General features: G+C 50.6%; 10 protein-coding genes. 4 read left to right on the forward strand and 6 right to left on the reverse strand.

The window, feature by feature from the left end; translation table 11 throughout:
* Position 1 precedes the first annotated feature (1 nt).
* From JOD20_RS15255 to JOD20_RS15275, 5 genes are all read right to left on the reverse strand, one after another.
* The gene (locus JOD20_RS15255; RefSeq protein WP_204756094.1) at positions 2 to 676 is read right to left on the reverse strand and encodes a class I SAM-dependent methyltransferase; all 675 of its coding nucleotides are present in this window, start codon (positions 674 to 676) and stop codon (positions 2 to 4) included.
* Positions 669 to 1,910, reverse strand: a complete 1,242-nt coding sequence (locus tag JOD20_RS15260; protein ID WP_204756095.1) for a glycosyltransferase — start codon at positions 1,908 to 1,910, stop codon at positions 669 to 671. Before JOD20_RS15260 ends, JOD20_RS15255 begins: the two co-directional genes overlap by 8 nt.
* Positions 1,910 to 3,193 (reverse strand): ABC transporter ATP-binding protein, encoded by a 1,284-nt coding sequence (locus JOD20_RS15265; protein ID WP_204756096.1) that lies wholly within the window; start codon positions 3,191 to 3,193, stop codon positions 1,910 to 1,912. Before JOD20_RS15265 ends, JOD20_RS15260 begins: the two co-directional genes overlap by 1 nt.
* A 2-nt stretch (positions 3,194 to 3,195) precedes the next feature.
* Positions 3,196 to 4,044: an ABC transporter permease gene (locus tag JOD20_RS15270; RefSeq protein ID WP_204756097.1), complete on the reverse strand. Its 849-nt coding sequence runs from the start codon at positions 4,042 to 4,044 to the stop codon at positions 3,196 to 3,198.
* A gap of 394 nt (positions 4,045 to 4,438) precedes the next feature.
* Complete coding sequence (locus JOD20_RS15275; RefSeq protein WP_204756098.1) at positions 4,439 to 5,296, reverse strand: MmyB family transcriptional regulator; 858 nt, start codon at positions 5,294 to 5,296, stop codon at positions 4,439 to 4,441.
* A gap of 366 nt (positions 5,297 to 5,662) precedes the next feature.
* Here JOD20_RS15275 and JOD20_RS15280 point away from each other — a divergent pair, with 366 nt between their 5' ends.
* A complete protein-coding gene (locus JOD20_RS15280; RefSeq protein WP_204756099.1) occupies positions 5,663 to 10,093 on the forward strand; it encodes a right-handed parallel beta-helix repeat-containing protein in 4,431 nt (1,476 codons plus the stop codon).
* Positions 10,094 to 10,283: 190 nt separating this feature from the next.
* A complete protein-coding gene (locus JOD20_RS15285) occupies positions 10,284 to 12,002 on the forward strand; it encodes a peptidoglycan DD-metalloendopeptidase family protein (RefSeq protein ID WP_204756100.1) in 1,719 nt (572 codons plus the stop codon).
* 111 nt (positions 12,003 to 12,113) lie between these two features.
* Here the strand turns inward: JOD20_RS15285 and JOD20_RS15290 are convergent, their stop codons facing one another.
* Positions 12,114 to 13,199, reverse strand: coding sequence for an E3 binding domain-containing protein (locus JOD20_RS15290; protein WP_204756101.1), 1,086 nt, complete (start codon positions 13,197 to 13,199; stop codon positions 12,114 to 12,116).
* A gap of 183 nt (positions 13,200 to 13,382) precedes the next feature.
* On the opposite strand from JOD20_RS15290, the gene JOD20_RS15295 reads away from it, so the two are divergent.
* Positions 13,383 to 13,940 carry a sigma-70 family RNA polymerase sigma factor gene (locus JOD20_RS15295; RefSeq protein ID WP_204756102.1) on the forward strand — a complete coding sequence of 186 codons (558 nt, stop codon included), beginning with the start codon at positions 13,383 to 13,385 and terminating at the stop codon, positions 13,938 to 13,940.
* Positions 13,940 to 15,235 (forward strand): DUF5667 domain-containing protein, encoded by a 1,296-nt coding sequence (locus JOD20_RS15300; RefSeq protein WP_204756103.1) that lies wholly within the window; start codon positions 13,940 to 13,942, stop codon positions 15,233 to 15,235. The genes JOD20_RS15295 and JOD20_RS15300 overlap by 1 nt, the downstream gene beginning before the upstream one ends.
* Positions 15,236 to 15,472: the final 237 nt, after the last annotated feature.

A 15,472-nucleotide genomic window follows, 5' to 3' on the forward strand; every position in this document is an offset into this window, starting at 1 on the left:
ACTAGGCCTCAATTTTCTCGCACACCAATTCCCACGAATAAATATCAACATCGGGATTTTCGTGGATAAACTTGGTTTGACCTAGTTCACGCAACAAGCCTTTGACAAACTCCAGCGAAAAATGGGCATGCTTATGATGTGGATTGTAGGGCTGGCCAGTTTTTTGGCAATGTACCCGAAAGCGTTGCTCATCAGGGCAGAAAATAACCAAACGTCCGCCAACTTTCAATACCCGCAACCATTCTTTTAATGCAGCTTTGGTATCGTCAAAATCTTCGAGCAAGTGCGACGAATAAATATAATCGATCACATTATCGGCAAACCAATACAAATTATCGGCATCGCCGCCCAATTGCACTGGATATTGACCAACAGCAGTATACGGTTGCGGCAAATCGACCCGCACGGCACGAGGATTAATTGGGTCGCCACCAAAGCCTAAATCTAAACCATAGCCAACACAAAATGGGTCGAGCCGCGCACGACATTTCGAGGTTTCGCTGGCCCAAGCCCATTTGGTGGTACGTTTGGCCTGAATTTTTGGCAAAATTGTGCGCATCGCCGAACGGGCAACCTTTTCGACACCAAAGGCGCGGCTGACCGTTTTGAGTGCTGGCAAAGCCCGCAGATAATTTTTCCAAACAATTTGGCGTGTGCGAGCAATATATTTAGTCATGGCGCGAATCCTTGTTACAGGCAGCGTACAGCGCTGCTTCAACCCGATCGATCATCGTGGTCATGCGAAACTCGCGATCAACAATCGCGGTCGCTTGCTGGCGTAGTTTTTCAGCTAAGGCTGGTTGGGTGAATAACGTGGCAATATGGGCGGCGCAGCCAGCGGCATCGTCGCGAGCAAAGACCATGCCAGTTTCTTCGTGCTTGATAATTTCAGTCGTGCCGCCAGTATCCGAGCCAACCACCACCAAGCCCATGGCCAAGGCCTCAACCACGGTGATGCTAAATGGCTCGTCCCAGCGCGATGGGAAAATCAGAATATCGTGGTTGGCGTAAATGTCGGGCAGTTCTTGGCGCGGTAATTTGCCCCGCCAATCGACGCTTTGGCTGATGCCCAGTGTTTCGGCGTAGCGCTGCATGTCGCTGGTGTATTCGGCGGAAAGCCCAGCACCCACAATCGAGAGCGTCGCTTGTGCGAAGCCATGGTTTTGTTGCACCAAGGCAAAGGCTTCGAGCAAGGTTTCCATGCCTTTGTGGCCAGAAATTTGGCCAACGAATAACAGGCGCTGGCCCATCGCTGCTGAGCGTTCGCGGCGCACAAATAAATCGTAATCAACGCCCCAACGAATAACGTGAGTGTTGGGCATGGGGCCAATTGGCTGGGTTTGCTTGAGCAAAAAGTCGCTGGCAAAAATTGCATTCGCATAGCTAATGGGCAGATGATTACGAAAGCCAGTTTTGCGCCCTAGCTTCCAGCCCAGCAGTTTGCGCCCAAGCCAACGCAACGGGTGGCGCGGCATATAGTGCCATGGATCGAAAATGCCAATCCGAATTGGCCAGTGATCGGAGATGAAAAAGACGGTGCGATAGCCCTGATCTTGTAGCATGCGCACTGCCGACATCGATGCTTGGTAAAAGCTCCACACAAACACAATATCGGGTTTTAGCGCTTTGGCAAGCGCTAAAATACGCGGCTGATTGTGCATTTCGCGTTCGTACAAACGCCGTTGATGGGCGAGTGTGGTTTGAGCTACAGGGTGAATATCGATCGTCAATGAGCGCTCGACAAAACCTTCGCGCACTTCGCGATCCACGCCGTAGGTGCTGGTGAGCACGGTTACATCGTGGCCTTTGGCTCGCAATCCGGCAACCACATCGCCACAACCAACCTCATAGCCGCCGATATAGTGCGGCGGAAACAAGCTGGTCAATACCAGAATCTTTAATGGTTGCATTAATCGCGATCCTCTTGCGCCGTTTCAGGCCACTGCCACTGCCCGCTCAGCCGTACATTGCCTGCATAATCGAGCCGACTCATTGATGGTGGCGTGCTAGGGCCGGGCAAAATCTCGACTTGCGCGCAACCAGGCAGATAATCCAGCGCACTGCCATCACCAGAACGCACGCCAACATCGAGCAAATAGATGCCTGGTTGAAGATTGAGCGTGTCGATGGTGCTAGTGAGTTGGCCATGCTGGCCGCGCTTGATTTGGTAGCGTGGCGCGTTCAAATCGCTATCAACCGTCATCAAGCGTGTGCCTTCGAGCGAGGAAAAGCCATAGCCAAACGAAACGCCATAAACATCGGCATAGGCTTCGTAGTTGAAACTGACGTTGAGCGCTTCGCCATGCAAAATTGGCTCGCCATGATTGAAGGTCAAATCGTTGATTTTGAAGCGTTTGCCATAATCGTAATGGCGCACGGCCTCGCGCAAATCGACGCGCGAGCTGCTTGAGGTCACAGTTTCCATTAAATATTCGTTGACGATCGAGGCCGATGGGCCATCTTTGAGCACTGTGCCTTTGTTGAGCCAAATAACGCGTTGACATAAGCTGCGAATTGCTGCCATATTGTGGCTAACAAACAGCACTGTGCGGCCATTCTGGGCAACTTCGCCCATTTTGCCCAAACATTTCTTTTGAAACTGAGCATCACCAACCGCCAATACTTCATCGACGATCAGAATTTCTGGCTCAAGGTGGGCGGCAACTGCGAAGGCCAAGCGCAAATACATGCCGCTGGAATAATGCTTAACCATCGTGTCGATAAATTGCTCAACTTCAGCAAAAGCCACAATTTCATCGAATTTGCGGTTAATTTCGGCGCGGCTCATGCCGAGAATTGCCCCGTTGAGATACATATTTTCGCGGCCTGTGAGGTCGGGATGAAAGCCGGTGCCAACTTCGAGCAAGGTGCCAACCCGCCCACGAATCATGGCCGAGCCAGCGGTTGGCTCGGTGATGCGCGACAGCACTTTTAACAACGTGCTTTTGCCAGCGCCGTTGTGGCCAATAATTCCCACGACCTCACCTTGATTGACATCGAACGAGACATCGCGCAACGCCCAAAACTCTTTGGTTGCGGCTTGGGTGCCTTGGCCACGTAGCGCCGAACGCAAACGCCTGGCTGGCGCAAGCATGGCATCGGACACAGTTTCGCGAAAGGTTTTCTGAAACGAATTCGCCCCAATGCGAAATTGCTTACTTAAATGCTCGACCTGAATCGCAATCTCGCTCATTGTTACACCATATCTGCAAATTGTTTTTCAACGCGGCGGAAATATAACGCTCCGGTGATCAGCAGGAAAAGGGCAATGCCAACTGATGGCAGCATCGTTGACCACGTGATTTGGCCAGTGCCAAGCAGCGACCAACGAAAGCCATCGATCACCCCAGCCATTGGATTCAGCCCATACAACCAGCGCCATTGGTTGGGAATTAAGCTGCTGGAGTAGGCAACTGGGCTGCCATATTGCCAAAGCTGCGCCATAAACGGAATGACGTAGCGAATATCACGAAACTGCACATTTAATGCAGATAACCATAAACTTACACCTAAGCCTGTGATGATCACCAAAAGAATAAAGAGCGGCAACGCTAGCATGCGGATGGTTGGCGTAATATCAAACCACAGCAACATGCCAAACATCACCACAAAGGCAATCGCAAAATCGACCAAGCCACCAAGCACGGTCGAGATTGGCACGGTTAAGCGGGGAAAATAGACTTTTTTGATCAGGTTTGCGTTGCCGACTAGGCTATTTGAGCCTTGGCTGAGGGCGTTGGCAAACAGCGCCCATGGCACCAGCGCCGTAATCGAAAAAGCTTCGTAGGCGATGCCATCCGAGGGCAACTTGGCCAGCCTGCCGAAAATCAGCGTAAAGACAATCATCGAAAACACTGGTTGGATAATTGCCCATGCTGCGCCAAGCACTGTCTGTTTATAACGGACTTTGACATCGCGCCAAATCAGAAAAAACAGTAATTCACGGTAGGCCCAAAGTTCGCGCAATTGCAACGAAACCCAGCCATTCGATGCTTCTATCCGCGTGATGGGGGTTGTTTGTAACGTCGTGGAGGCTCTTTGCACTGTTTTCTCACCACACAATGTTTGTTAACAGACGAAGCCATTATAGCATATCACGCTTGGCTTGGCAGTTTGTTAGGAGTAGGGATCGATCGTTGGAGGTCGGGGATCAGTTTTGATCTACGAAGGAAAAGAGGCTCTAGGCTATGGGCTATGGGCTTTTGGCTCTTGACGTTACCAACACATGTCCGATAGCCAATAGCCCATAGCCATATATCCTCTGCGCCGCTGCGTTAAATGCCTCCCCACGAAGGACACGAAGGATCGGAACCACGAAGAGCGCGAAGGACGCGAAAGTTGAGTTTTTTCGCCCCAGATTGGCCCAAATTTTCATGATTATGCTTCCGATAGCCTAGAGCCAATAGCCAACAGCCAAACCTCCTCAACGTCGCGGCAGCTAATCATGCTCCGGTTTCGTACCTGTGGCATCAACATAGGCATGAATGCGGGGGTAGGTATAGCTATCGGATTCGCTGATGTAAATGGTGCGCAAACCGTAGACTAAATTATCGGTTTGAATTTGGCTCAACATATCGTGGGCTTTGATGGTTGGATCGATGCTCTGCCAAATGCGCTCAAAATCGGGCAGTTGCATCAAACTGGTAATTTTCTCTTGATACCACGATTCAAATTGGCAGGTGCGATTGGCCTGTTGAAAACTGTAGACATAGCTGCGGGCGACCCGATCCCATTGCAAACCACCTTTATTTAAAAGCTTGCGGGCTGAATAATTCACAGAATCAAACATGAAGTGCAAGATATTGCGATGTTGTTCGGGAATGTTCTCAAAGCGTAGCCCCAAAAATTGCTGAAAAACATGCACCATCGGTTGATTAATCGCCAACAAATCCCAAACTTGATTAACCAAAAATGCCGGATAGACCAAAATATCGAGTAAATTTTGATATTGGGCAATTTGGGCATCGAGGGCTACCCCGCTAAGAATATCAGGATCTTCGGCGTAGCCCGCGCTCCGCAACAGATGGTTGCGCTCATGGGTTGGGCATTCCAACAAACTGGCAATTCCACGCACAACATGTTCGGCTACCTGATTTTTGGCCCTTTGCTCGAGCAGGCGTTTATAGGTTGGATATTCGGCCCAAATTGCTTGTTGGCTAAAAGGATTAGGCTGCTTTTTTTGTTTATTGTGCCAAAGCTGATCTTCAAAGGCGCGCTTGCGTTGAATCCGAATAGTTTCGGCAGCAGCAATAAAGGCAGCGTTAATTTGTCCAGCCCGATCGTTAATTTTCGTCATTGCTTCTTTGACTTTTTCAAGGATAAACCACCTTTTTTGATGCTACCAAGCCTTTGAAACAATGTCAAGTTGCCTTGATTTAGCGTAACAAAACCCTAGACAAATATCTAGCCAAATAGGTGCGAAGCCGCTATGCTAGGTCGTAGAAGGTCGCCATATGCATCAGTTTGTGGGAGAGTTGGGCAGATACGACAGGATTGACATATTGGGGTATGTCAATCCTGTTGCTATTTAAACTCGCTTAATCGTGCCAAGCAGCGTAAGATTGTTGCTACCGACTGCTCATTTGTTACAACTCCTAATTTTTAAACCCCAATTTCAGCCCTTGAATGCTTGGGTGCTAGGCAACGTATGCATGAGGTGGCTATGAACGACCATTTTCAGCGTCAGTTTGTTGGCTTTCGGCGGATGCGTAGCGCATGCTCATTGCTGCTACTTATGAGTTTGCTTTGGCTCAATCCACTTGGCAGTAGCTTGGTGAAGCAAGGGTTTGCCCAACACAATCCCAACTCGCCGCTTTGTAACAATCCGGCGATCGTGAGCAATGCCAATGATTCTGGAGTTGGTTCGTTACGGCAGGCAATTGTTGATGTTTGTGTTAATGGCAGAATTACATTTGCCAATGATTACCGTATTTATTTGAATACGGCATTACAACTTAGCAAACCCATCACCATCGATGCTACTGGGCGCTCGATTATTTTAAGTGGTGATAGTACTAACGATGGCTCAGCCAATGTGCGAATTTTTGATATTACGGTAACAGCCAGCATCACAATAACCCACATGACGCTTGAATATGGTATTGGAACCGATGGTGGCGCTATTCGGAATCGCGGCAATTTGACGATTCGCGATAGCCTCTTTCGCAACAATAGAGTTAGCAGTTCTGGTGGGGCAATCTATGCCGATACAGGCACGCTCACAATTGAGCAAACGACCTTTGATTCAAATACTGCTGGGATTAATGGCGGCGCAATTTGGAGCGAAGCCAATACGACAAATTTGATTAATAGCACGCTTGTGGGTAATACTGCACCCAATGGCGGCGGCTTTGCCATTTTCAATGCTACAGCAAATCTGCTGCATACGACATTTTCAGCGAATAGTGGCACGAATGGAGCCGATTTGCGAATCATAAGTAGCAGCGTGAATAGCTCCAATACTATTTTGGCCAATAGTCGTAGCGGCCCAAATTGCTTAGGTACGTTGGCACTTAATCGCAATACGTTGATTGAAGATGGTTCATGTGCTGCCACGATTACTGGCGATCCGCTGCTGGCAAGCTTGGCAGATTATACTGGCTCAACCCCAACCATGGCTCTGTTGCCTGGTAGCCCAGCAATCGATGCAGGTGATAGCGCTGTTTGTGCGCTAATCGATCAACGTGGAATTGCTCGACCTCAAGGTGTGGGCTGTGATCTTGGTGCATTCGAATCACAAGGCTTTCATTTAACGCTTCTGGCTGGCAACCATCAAGTGGCAGATTTGGCGAGTGCTTTTCCCTTGGCGTTGCGCATCCAAGCAGTTGCCAATGCTGCCAACGAGCCAGTTGGTGGGGGTGGAGTGCTGACTTTGAGCGCGCCATCCAGTGGTGCAAGTCTGAACACGCCAACCCTCACGACAACCTTAGCAAGCAATGCTCAAGCGAGCATTCTACCAATTGCCAACACAATTAGCGGGAGTTATAGCGTTACAGCCAGCCTGCAAGGTGCGGCAAATCCAATTGCCTTCAGCTTAAGCAACTGTTTTCCCAATCGTGTGGTAAGCACCAATCACGATAGTGGCGTTGGCTCATTGCGTGAGGCATTGGCCCAAACCTGCACTGCAGGAACGGTGAGCTTTGCTGAAAGCATGGTGATCACGCCAAGCAGTCGGTTAGAAATCTTGAAAGGCTTTACGCTTGATGCAGAGAATACGTCGATTACGCTTGATGGCTCGCTGCATAGCAATGGCATTCTCTATGTCAATGCTACCAAACCTGCTATGCTCAAAGGCTTGACGCTGATCAATGGCTCGGCTAATCGGGGCGCAGCTATTTACAACGAAACCGATTTGTTTGTTGATACGAGCGTGATTCAGGCCAATCTTGGGATTGGCACAAATCCAAGCGGAGCTGGCATCTATAATAGTGGCGTTTTAACCGTTACCAACAGTTTATTGACTGGCAATCGGTCTTCATTGGGAGCAGCAATTTTTACAACTGGTAGTGACAATCGCACCAATGTCAGCAATAGCACAATTATCAGCAATACTGCCAGTTTTGGAGCTGGGTTTGAGTTAAACAATGGGATGCTGATTATTACCAATAGCAGTATTATTGGGAATCAAGCGCTAGAAGGTAGCGGCATTGATACACTTGGTGGCACGTTAGTGGTTGCAAATAGCACGATTGCCCATAATCAAGCAACCACACGTGGCGGTGGCGTGTATATTTTTGGTGGCTCAACCAATGCGCGCCTAACCAATACAACGATTGTGTCGAACAGCTCGCCAAGCATTGGTGGCTTGCGCAGCCAAGGTCAATTGCATTTGGTCAATAGTTTGATCAGTGACAATGCTGGTGGCGATTGTTTGGCGACGACATTGGGAACCAATAATAATAACTTTGTCGCCGATGCGAGTTGTGCTGCGAGCTTGAGTGGCGAGGCGTATCTGAGCAGGCTGGGCGATTATGGCGGTTCAACTGCAACGATTGCGCTATTGCCTGGCAGTCCAGCGATTGATGCAGGCGACAGTAGTGCCTGTGCTAGTACGCTAGTTGCAGGCCTCGATCAACGTGGGGTTGTACGCGAGGCTGCCTGTGATCTTGGTGCATTTGAATCGCAAGGTTTTACGCTGGAGTTGGTTCGTGGCGATCAACAAACAACTGTCGTAAATCAGCCTTTTGCCCAAGCCTTGACGGTGCAAGTTCAGGCTAATAATCCCAATGAACCGATTCTGACTGGGGCAATTAGCTTTGCAGCACCATTGAGCGGGGCCAGCACGATCCCAACCCAAACCACACGCTTAATTGATCAAACGGGCTTGGTAAGTGCAACACTCAACGCGAATGCATTTACTGGCGACTATGTGGTTGCGGCCTCAGCGCTTGGGGCTGCCAATCAATTAAGTTTTCATTTAAACAATTGTGCTGGGATGCACCTGACCGTAACCAGCGCTGCTGATGCTGGCCCAGGCTCGTTGCGCGAAGCAATTGAGAATATATGCGACGCTGGCTTGATTAACTTTGATGGCGCTAAAACCATTCATTTGGCAAGCACTCTGAGTTTGAATCAACGGGTAACGATTGCTGGTGCTGAACATAATGTTGTAATTAGTGGTGATAGCGACCAAAATGGGACTGCTGATGTGCAACCATTTTTGATTGCCAGCACTGCTAGCGTGACCATGAGCAACCTGCTGATTGTTGATGGCACGGCAACCAGCGGCGGCGCGATTCAAAATCAAGGCCAGCTTTGGCTTGAATCCGTTCGCTTGGTCGATAATCATTCCAGCGCTACGGTTAATGGCCAAGGTGGTGGTGGCCTCTACAACACTGGTTGGGCCAGCTTACACAATTGTGTTATCGAGCAGAATACGGCGGCCCGTGGCGCTGGAATTATGGTTGCCAATGGCGGCAAGCTCCAAATCGAGGATTGTATTATTCGCACCAATACTGCCACAACTGCTGGCGGTGGCTTGCTGAATGCCTTAGGTGGCACGATTGAAATTGTTGATACCGCAATTTTGAGCAACACCGCCTCTATTGGTGGCGGCTTACGCAACACTGGCGCAACCACCACGATGCAGAATGTGCTGCTACAAGCCAATCAGGCAACCAATGCTGGCGGGGCAATTCATAGCAACGGGGTATTAACCATTACCCAAAGTTTGTTGCAGGGCAATATTGTCGATGGAGTGCAAGGGCTTGGCGCTGGTGGCGCAATTCAGCTAGAGGTTGCGAGCAGCCGCACCACATTAATCAATGTGACGCTGAGCGCCAACCAAGCTAATGGTGGCAGCGATGCTGGCGGCGGCGCAATTATGCACTACGATGGCACGCTCAACATCATCAACAGCACAATTGCCGATAACCAAACAATTGGTTTGAATGGCGCAGGCATTCGGCGTGTTGCTGGGACGGTCACGCTCATCAATTCGTTGATCAGCAATAATCGTAGAAATGGCTTAGCCAACGATTTGGCGGGCAACTTCGTTTCTGGCGATTACAATTTGATTGGCGATTTGAGCGCCGCAAGTTTAAGCGGCTCAACGACCAACACATTAACTAACACAGCGCCATTGCTCGCTCCATTGGCCAATTATGGCGGCTCGAACGCCAGCTATGCCTTATTGCCTGGGAGTCCTGCAATCGATGCAGCTGGTGCTGCGCAATGTCCAAGCAGCGATCAACGTGGGGTTGCGCGCGCTGCAAGCTGCGATATTGGCGCGTTTGAATCACGTGGGTTTCAGCTAAATTTGGTGAGTGGCGACCACCAAACGACCCTGACTAACACGTCATTTGCTGAGCCGCTGGTTTTTTCAATCACAGCGAATGCTGCCGAAGAGCCAGTTGGCTCTGGTGGTTTGATTCACTTAACTGCGCCAAACACTGGAGCTAGCATTTCCCCCGCTACGGTAGCTATCCCAACCACCAGCAATGGTCTGCAAAGCGTTATGCTCACTGCCAACGCAGTAGCGGGAAGTTATCAAGTTTTGGTGAGTGCGCGCGGCGTAATCAGCCCATTAACGGTTAATTTGAGCCAGCGCCAACAAAGCTATGTTGTCTTGTTGCCGTTTGTAGTGCGTCAATAAGCTCCTTTTCGTTGCCATCATTCAAGCCCCTCGCCTGCATACCGTGAGCGAGGGGTTTTTCCTGTGCAGAATTGGATGCTTGGTGAGCTATTGCTGCTGCTGACATCAGTTGGTAATCTGCGTAGATAGCATTTTGCTGTGTTGCACGCTAGGCTTGTAGCAGTTTTTGTATGCAGCAGGAGTTTGGTCTATGGCTCGCCGTTCGTTTATCCCTCATCGACCATTGCAGCGTGCGTGGCATTTTGATCGCGGCTTGCCCAAGCCGTTGATTGTGCTGTTGTTGCTCGATTTATGTTTGTTGTTGCCAGTGCCATTTTTATTGCCAGCTGTTTTTGGCGAGCGGCCCGTAGCGCAAACCTCACTCCAAACCCACGTTGAAGCGCCACTTGCCACCCCGATCGCGCATGGTGCCGGCATCGGGAGTGCTGGCGAACAGCGCCAACTGCCGTTATTAATTGATGCGGTGCGTTTGCAAGATGCGCGTTATGGCGATGCGCAAACGGTGGCAACTCTCATCGCCACCTATCTGCCAGCCCTGGCCGACCAACGCTTTGCGGTTGGTAATGACATGCGCCAAGATGCTGCCAATATCATCACTGGGCAAGCGCTGCGCTGGAATATCAATCCCTTGGTCTTGGTCAGCTTGTTGACCATCAATCACGGTTTAACCAACTCCTTAGCCTTTGATAAGGCCTTTGGCGGCCCTGAAGCTGGCTTTCCGCAACAAGTGCTGTGGGTTACACTTAGCTTGCGCGAGGGCTTGAGCCAACCATTAACCAACACCTTTCAACTTAATGATGGAAGTTGGTGGTCGACTGAGCAGCCTTTGGATTTGGCCAACGCCAGCTTGTTGCGGGTTTTGGCCAAAACGCACGATCAAACCCAGCTTGAAAGCTTGCTTGGGGTTGGAAACGCGGCTTGGGTGGCTAAAGTCACGCCAATTATGGGCGATCCACGTCAGCCAATCTACAATCCGGTTGCTGATCAACCATTTATGTTTACCCCGTTTAATGCTGCCAACCATCCAATTGCCCAATTCGACCATCAATATCCCTTGATCAAGGCCGATGGGACGATGCTGAGCAATGGGTTAAGCTTCGAATTGGGCTATGATGGGCATAATGGCTGGGATTATGATTTGCCTGCTGATAGCCCAATTTTGGCTGTAGCAGCGGGCAAAGTGCTATTTGCTGGCTGGGTTGATAGCGGTTGTACAACGCCCGCCGGAGTGGTTGTGGTTCAACATCCCAATGGCTATCGCAGTTCGTATTGGCATTTGGCGCGAGTTGATGTGCAGGCTGGCAGCCAAATTGCCCAATCGGCCCTGATTGGGCTGGTGGGCCAAACGGGCTGTAGTGTTAATTACCATCTGCATTTGAGCATTCAGCGCTTGGGTCGCGATGTTGATCCTGCTGGCTGGTGTAGCAATCTGCCTGATCCATGGGCGGTGCATCCTGCTGGGGCAAGCAGTCGTTGGCTTTGGCTGGATCAAGTTGATAGTTGCAATCAACCAGCGCTGAGCAGTTTGGCCGACGACAGCGATCCGGCGACCACAACTCGTTATGGCAGCCATTGGCAGGCTGATACAGCTGGGAATTTCAATGGCTCGCATTGGACAAACGGTGGTGGCCAAAGCCTCTGGCGGCCATGGATTGCCCAAGCAGGCCGCTATCGCGTGCTTGTGTTTATCCCCAATACGGCGACTAATGCTGGTACGGCGCATTATCGAGTGGCGCATAGCGATGGCATGAACGAAATCGTGATTGATCAAGCGAAGCATGCTGGAAGTTGGCTGAGTTTGGGCGAATTTTGGTTTGAGCCTGGGCAAATTGGCCGCATTGGCCTGAGTGCGATTCCTGGCACAATCACCTGGGCCGATGCGGTGGCGATTCAGCCGCTTCAGCCCTAGCTCCAGGAGCGTTCCATCAGCCCACTCGTCCGCATCCAGTTGGCGAGCTTGATTGCGGTAAAAACCACAGGCTTAAAGCCCCTCGCCCACTGGACGCGGGCGAGGGTATCATTAAGCAACTGCCTTGGCTAAATCGGCTAAAAATGCTTCGGCAGCAGAATCGCTGATTAAGCGGGTATCATAACTGAGGGTTGCAATTGCTTGTTGGCTGATTTGTAGTGCCTCGCCAAGCAACACTTTGCGCACACCGCCGATGTGCAAGGTTGCCGATTGACCGTAGCGAATCGGCGCTGCGCTCCACAGATTGACATCACTTTGGATAAAACTAAACACGCATGGCTGCTGATTTGAGTTGGTGCTTAACGCTCGTTGCAAGCCGCGCAAATTGAGATCGGCTGCAAATGGAATGCTCGTGCTGCCCGCTGGATGCTCGGCAAGAATATGCAAACTGGCGCGTTCCAGCCGATCGCCATCAACCCAGAGGCTGCGCAACAATGGGTGGCGCTGCAACAGATGGATTGTTGCCAAGAGGAGTTGGGCGGTTAGCTCGCTCGGCGCAAAGCGATCGACGCTAATTGAGTGTGAGCAATAGGCTTGCGGGATGGTTGCGGCAGCGATTTGGCGCAATTGAAGCTGCTGTTGTTGCTCGTTGGTCCAGGCTTGCAGGCTGCTTGATTGTTGGGTTGGTTGCTGAGCTGGTTGGCTTTTTGGCGCAGGCACAATAATCACCTGCTCTGATTGGGCAAACGCATTGCCCATCTGTTCGGCGACACAAAAGCCATCAGCTGGAGCGGCTAGTTGCTCAGTAGGATTAGGCGTGGGTGCGGCGTGATCAGGCAAGTGGGCTAAAATATCACGTTTGCCAACCCGACCATCAGCCAACGTGCCGCTGATCGTGCTTAAATCAAGCTTATGTTGTTCGGCAATCTTGCGTGCCAATGGGGTGACAGTAAGTTGGCGTTTTGACACCGTTTCAACAAATTGTAATAATGGAGTGGTTGCATCGAGGCTGGCTCCCTCATTTACCAATAATGCTGCAATCGTTCCAGCGTGGTGTGCTGGAATCGCCCATTCAGCGTGAGCATCAACAACCAAAGCCACAATTTGGCCTGCTGCAACCACAGCACCTGGTTGAATCAACCAACGAGCTAAGCGAGCACTTGATTGAAACGGTGGTAAGGCCACTGACGATGCCATGAACACTCCTTTGTGATCTACATAATGACAGTTGAGGCAGCCCATTGGCAAGAGCAGTCACCATAAAACCCAATGACTGCGCGCTGAGACGCAAGCTATTGTACCATGGGGATGAATGGTCAAAAACGTTAACGATCTTAACCGTAACGAATTGAGCATTCAGACGGTATACATTGAAAGGGGATGCTCGTTTTGATCGAGTCTCTCAGCGATCAAGAAATTATCGAACGCGCCAAAGCCTACGATCATGCAGTGCTGCAACACCTTTACGAGGCCTACTCGCCAGCGTTGTTTCGTTATATTTATTATCGCATCGGCGACCGTGAAACTGCTGAAGATATCCGCGCCGATGTATTTATCAAGATGCTTGAAGGCCTTGGTTCGTTCAATTATCAAGGTTGGAGCATCGCCTCATGGTTATATCGCATCGCTCATGATCGGGTCGTTGACCATTTACGGCGACAAGGGCGACGCAAACAGGAAACCTTGGTTGATACGGTGGTTGATCCTACCGACGGGCCTGATCAACAGTCGTTAGCATCGTTGGATCATGCTGAACTCTATGCGGCGTTACAGCAACTCACCGATGAGCAAGCTGAAGTGATCATACTGCGATTTTTGCAAGATCGGAGTATTCGTGATGTTGCGCAAATCACTGGTCGTAGCGAAGGTGCTATCAAAGCATTACAGCATCGGGCACTTAACGCGCTAGGTCGATTACTTCGACCAGTGGGGGACTAATGAATGATAATTTGAGCGAGCTGGTGATTGATGCTTGGCAGAATGGGGTTAGCCTCGAAACGCTCTGCAAGCAATATCCGCACCATGCCGACGCTATTCGCCAATTGATTAATCCATTAATCACACTTCAACAGGTCAACGCACCAACGCTGTCACCACGGGCGAGTCAAGCGCAGGCCGATTTTCTGCGTTTAGCTCAACACTATCGGGCACAGGCCGCCGCAAAGCCGAAGCAACGCCGTTCGCTGCTGACCCAACGTTGGTTGTGGGCAACTGCCACGATTGTGTTCTTGCTGTGCTTGAGTGGTAATCTGGTTTTATCGGCTTCAGCTCGTGCGCTGCCAGGCGATAATCTCTATAGTGTTAAACGCTGGAGCGAATCGCTGAGCCTTGCTTTTACGCCAAGCGATCAGCAGTTGGCTGTGCGGATTGAGTTGGTCAATGAACGTCAGCGCGAAATTGCCAGCTTGGTGGCATTAAATAAGCCAGTGCCAAATGGCTTGCTTGATGAAGTGGTGAATGAAACTCAATCGATCGAGCTAGCACTTGCGCCAACCCATACCAATGATCCACGTCGTGATCAGTTACGCCAAGCCAATCAACAACTGCAAACAACGATTGCGATTATCCCAAGCGAAAATCTTGGCGATGACGTTAAGCACCATGATTTGATTGAGACGCTTGATCAAAGTAGTCAGCGCATGGTTGCGAGTGCTTCGGCTACCCCAACCCAAATGGTCAAGCTTATGCTTGAACCAACAATCGCCGATCAGCCGATTATCTTATCCGACCCAACAGTTGGGCCAAATATTGCCAACCCACGTGTGCCGCCCAAGCCCCAAACTCCAACGCTTGAGCCAACCGAGGTTGTTTTGCCGACCTCGACGAGCACCGCATTGCCAACCGTGAAGCCAACCAAGGTTCCAGCACCAGTAGTCAAGCCGATTGCAACGGCTACCTTAGTGCCAACGCTGTTACCAACCAGCACACCGTTGCCAACCGATGTGCCAACGGCGACCGAGTTGCCGCCAGTAACAGCCTTGCCAACAAGTGCTCCAACCAATCTGCCAACAGCGACCGAAAATCCCATTATTGGGCTGCCTACTGCAACACCAGTTGTTGTGCGTAACCCAACCGTGGTAGTGCCAACCAAAGTGCCTGAAGATATTAAACCAACCGAGATGCCAACGCCACAACCGACGGCGGCAGTGCCAACGCCACAACCGCCAGCGCCAGTGCCAACCAAAATACCTGAAGATAGCAAAGGCCAACCGCAACCAATTAGCCATAACTAATCTGTCGGGCGCTAGCGAGCAGCGGTCAGTTATCAGCAAGTAGTGCTTTCGATAGCTGGCCGCTGTTGCCATGCAGGAGAACAGAGAGCAGAGAGCAGAGAGCACGAACATGAGGCTCTCGGCTATGGGCTATCGGAACAATGGTTGGACTTTCAAGCGCATAACTAACAGCCCTTAATTCTCTGCGGCTCTGCGTTAAGGTTTGATCCACGAAGAGCACGAAGAGCACGAAGAGCA

The organism is Herpetosiphon giganteus (genome assembly GCF_016907925.1).
Classification (GTDB): domain Bacteria; phylum Chloroflexota; class Chloroflexia; order Chloroflexales; family Herpetosiphonaceae; genus Herpetosiphon; species Herpetosiphon giganteus.

What these genes read in the sequence shown, in the direction of transcription:
- JOD20_RS15255 (WP_204756094.1), bottom strand. Translation starts at nt 676, where the DNA reads ATGACTAAATATATTGCTCGCACACGCCAAATTGTTTGGAAAAATTAT.
- JOD20_RS15260 (WP_204756095.1), bottom strand. Translation starts at nt 1,910, where the DNA reads ATGCAACCATTAAAGATTCTGGTATTGACCAGCTTGTTTCCGCCGCAC.
- JOD20_RS15265 (WP_204756096.1), bottom strand. Translation starts at nt 3,193, where the DNA reads ATGAGCGAGATTGCGATTCAGGTCGAGCATTTAAGTAAGCAATTTCGC.
- JOD20_RS15275 (WP_204756098.1), bottom strand. Translation starts at nt 5,296, where the DNA reads ATGACGAAAATTAACGATCGGGCTGGACAAATTAACGCTGCCTTTATT.
- JOD20_RS15280 (WP_204756099.1), top strand. Translation starts at nt 5,663, where the DNA reads ATGAACGACCATTTTCAGCGTCAGTTTGTTGGCTTTCGGCGGATGCGT.
- JOD20_RS15285 (WP_204756100.1), top strand. Translation starts at nt 10,284, where the DNA reads ATGGCTCGCCGTTCGTTTATCCCTCATCGACCATTGCAGCGTGCGTGG.
- JOD20_RS15290 (WP_204756101.1), bottom strand. Translation starts at nt 13,199, where the DNA reads ATGGCATCGTCAGTGGCCTTACCACCGTTTCAATCAAGTGCTCGCTTA.
- JOD20_RS15295 (WP_204756102.1), top strand. Translation starts at nt 13,383, where the DNA reads ATGCTCGTTTTGATCGAGTCTCTCAGCGATCAAGAAATTATCGAACGC.
- JOD20_RS15300 (WP_204756103.1), top strand. Translation starts at nt 13,940, where the DNA reads ATGAATGATAATTTGAGCGAGCTGGTGATTGATGCTTGGCAGAATGGG.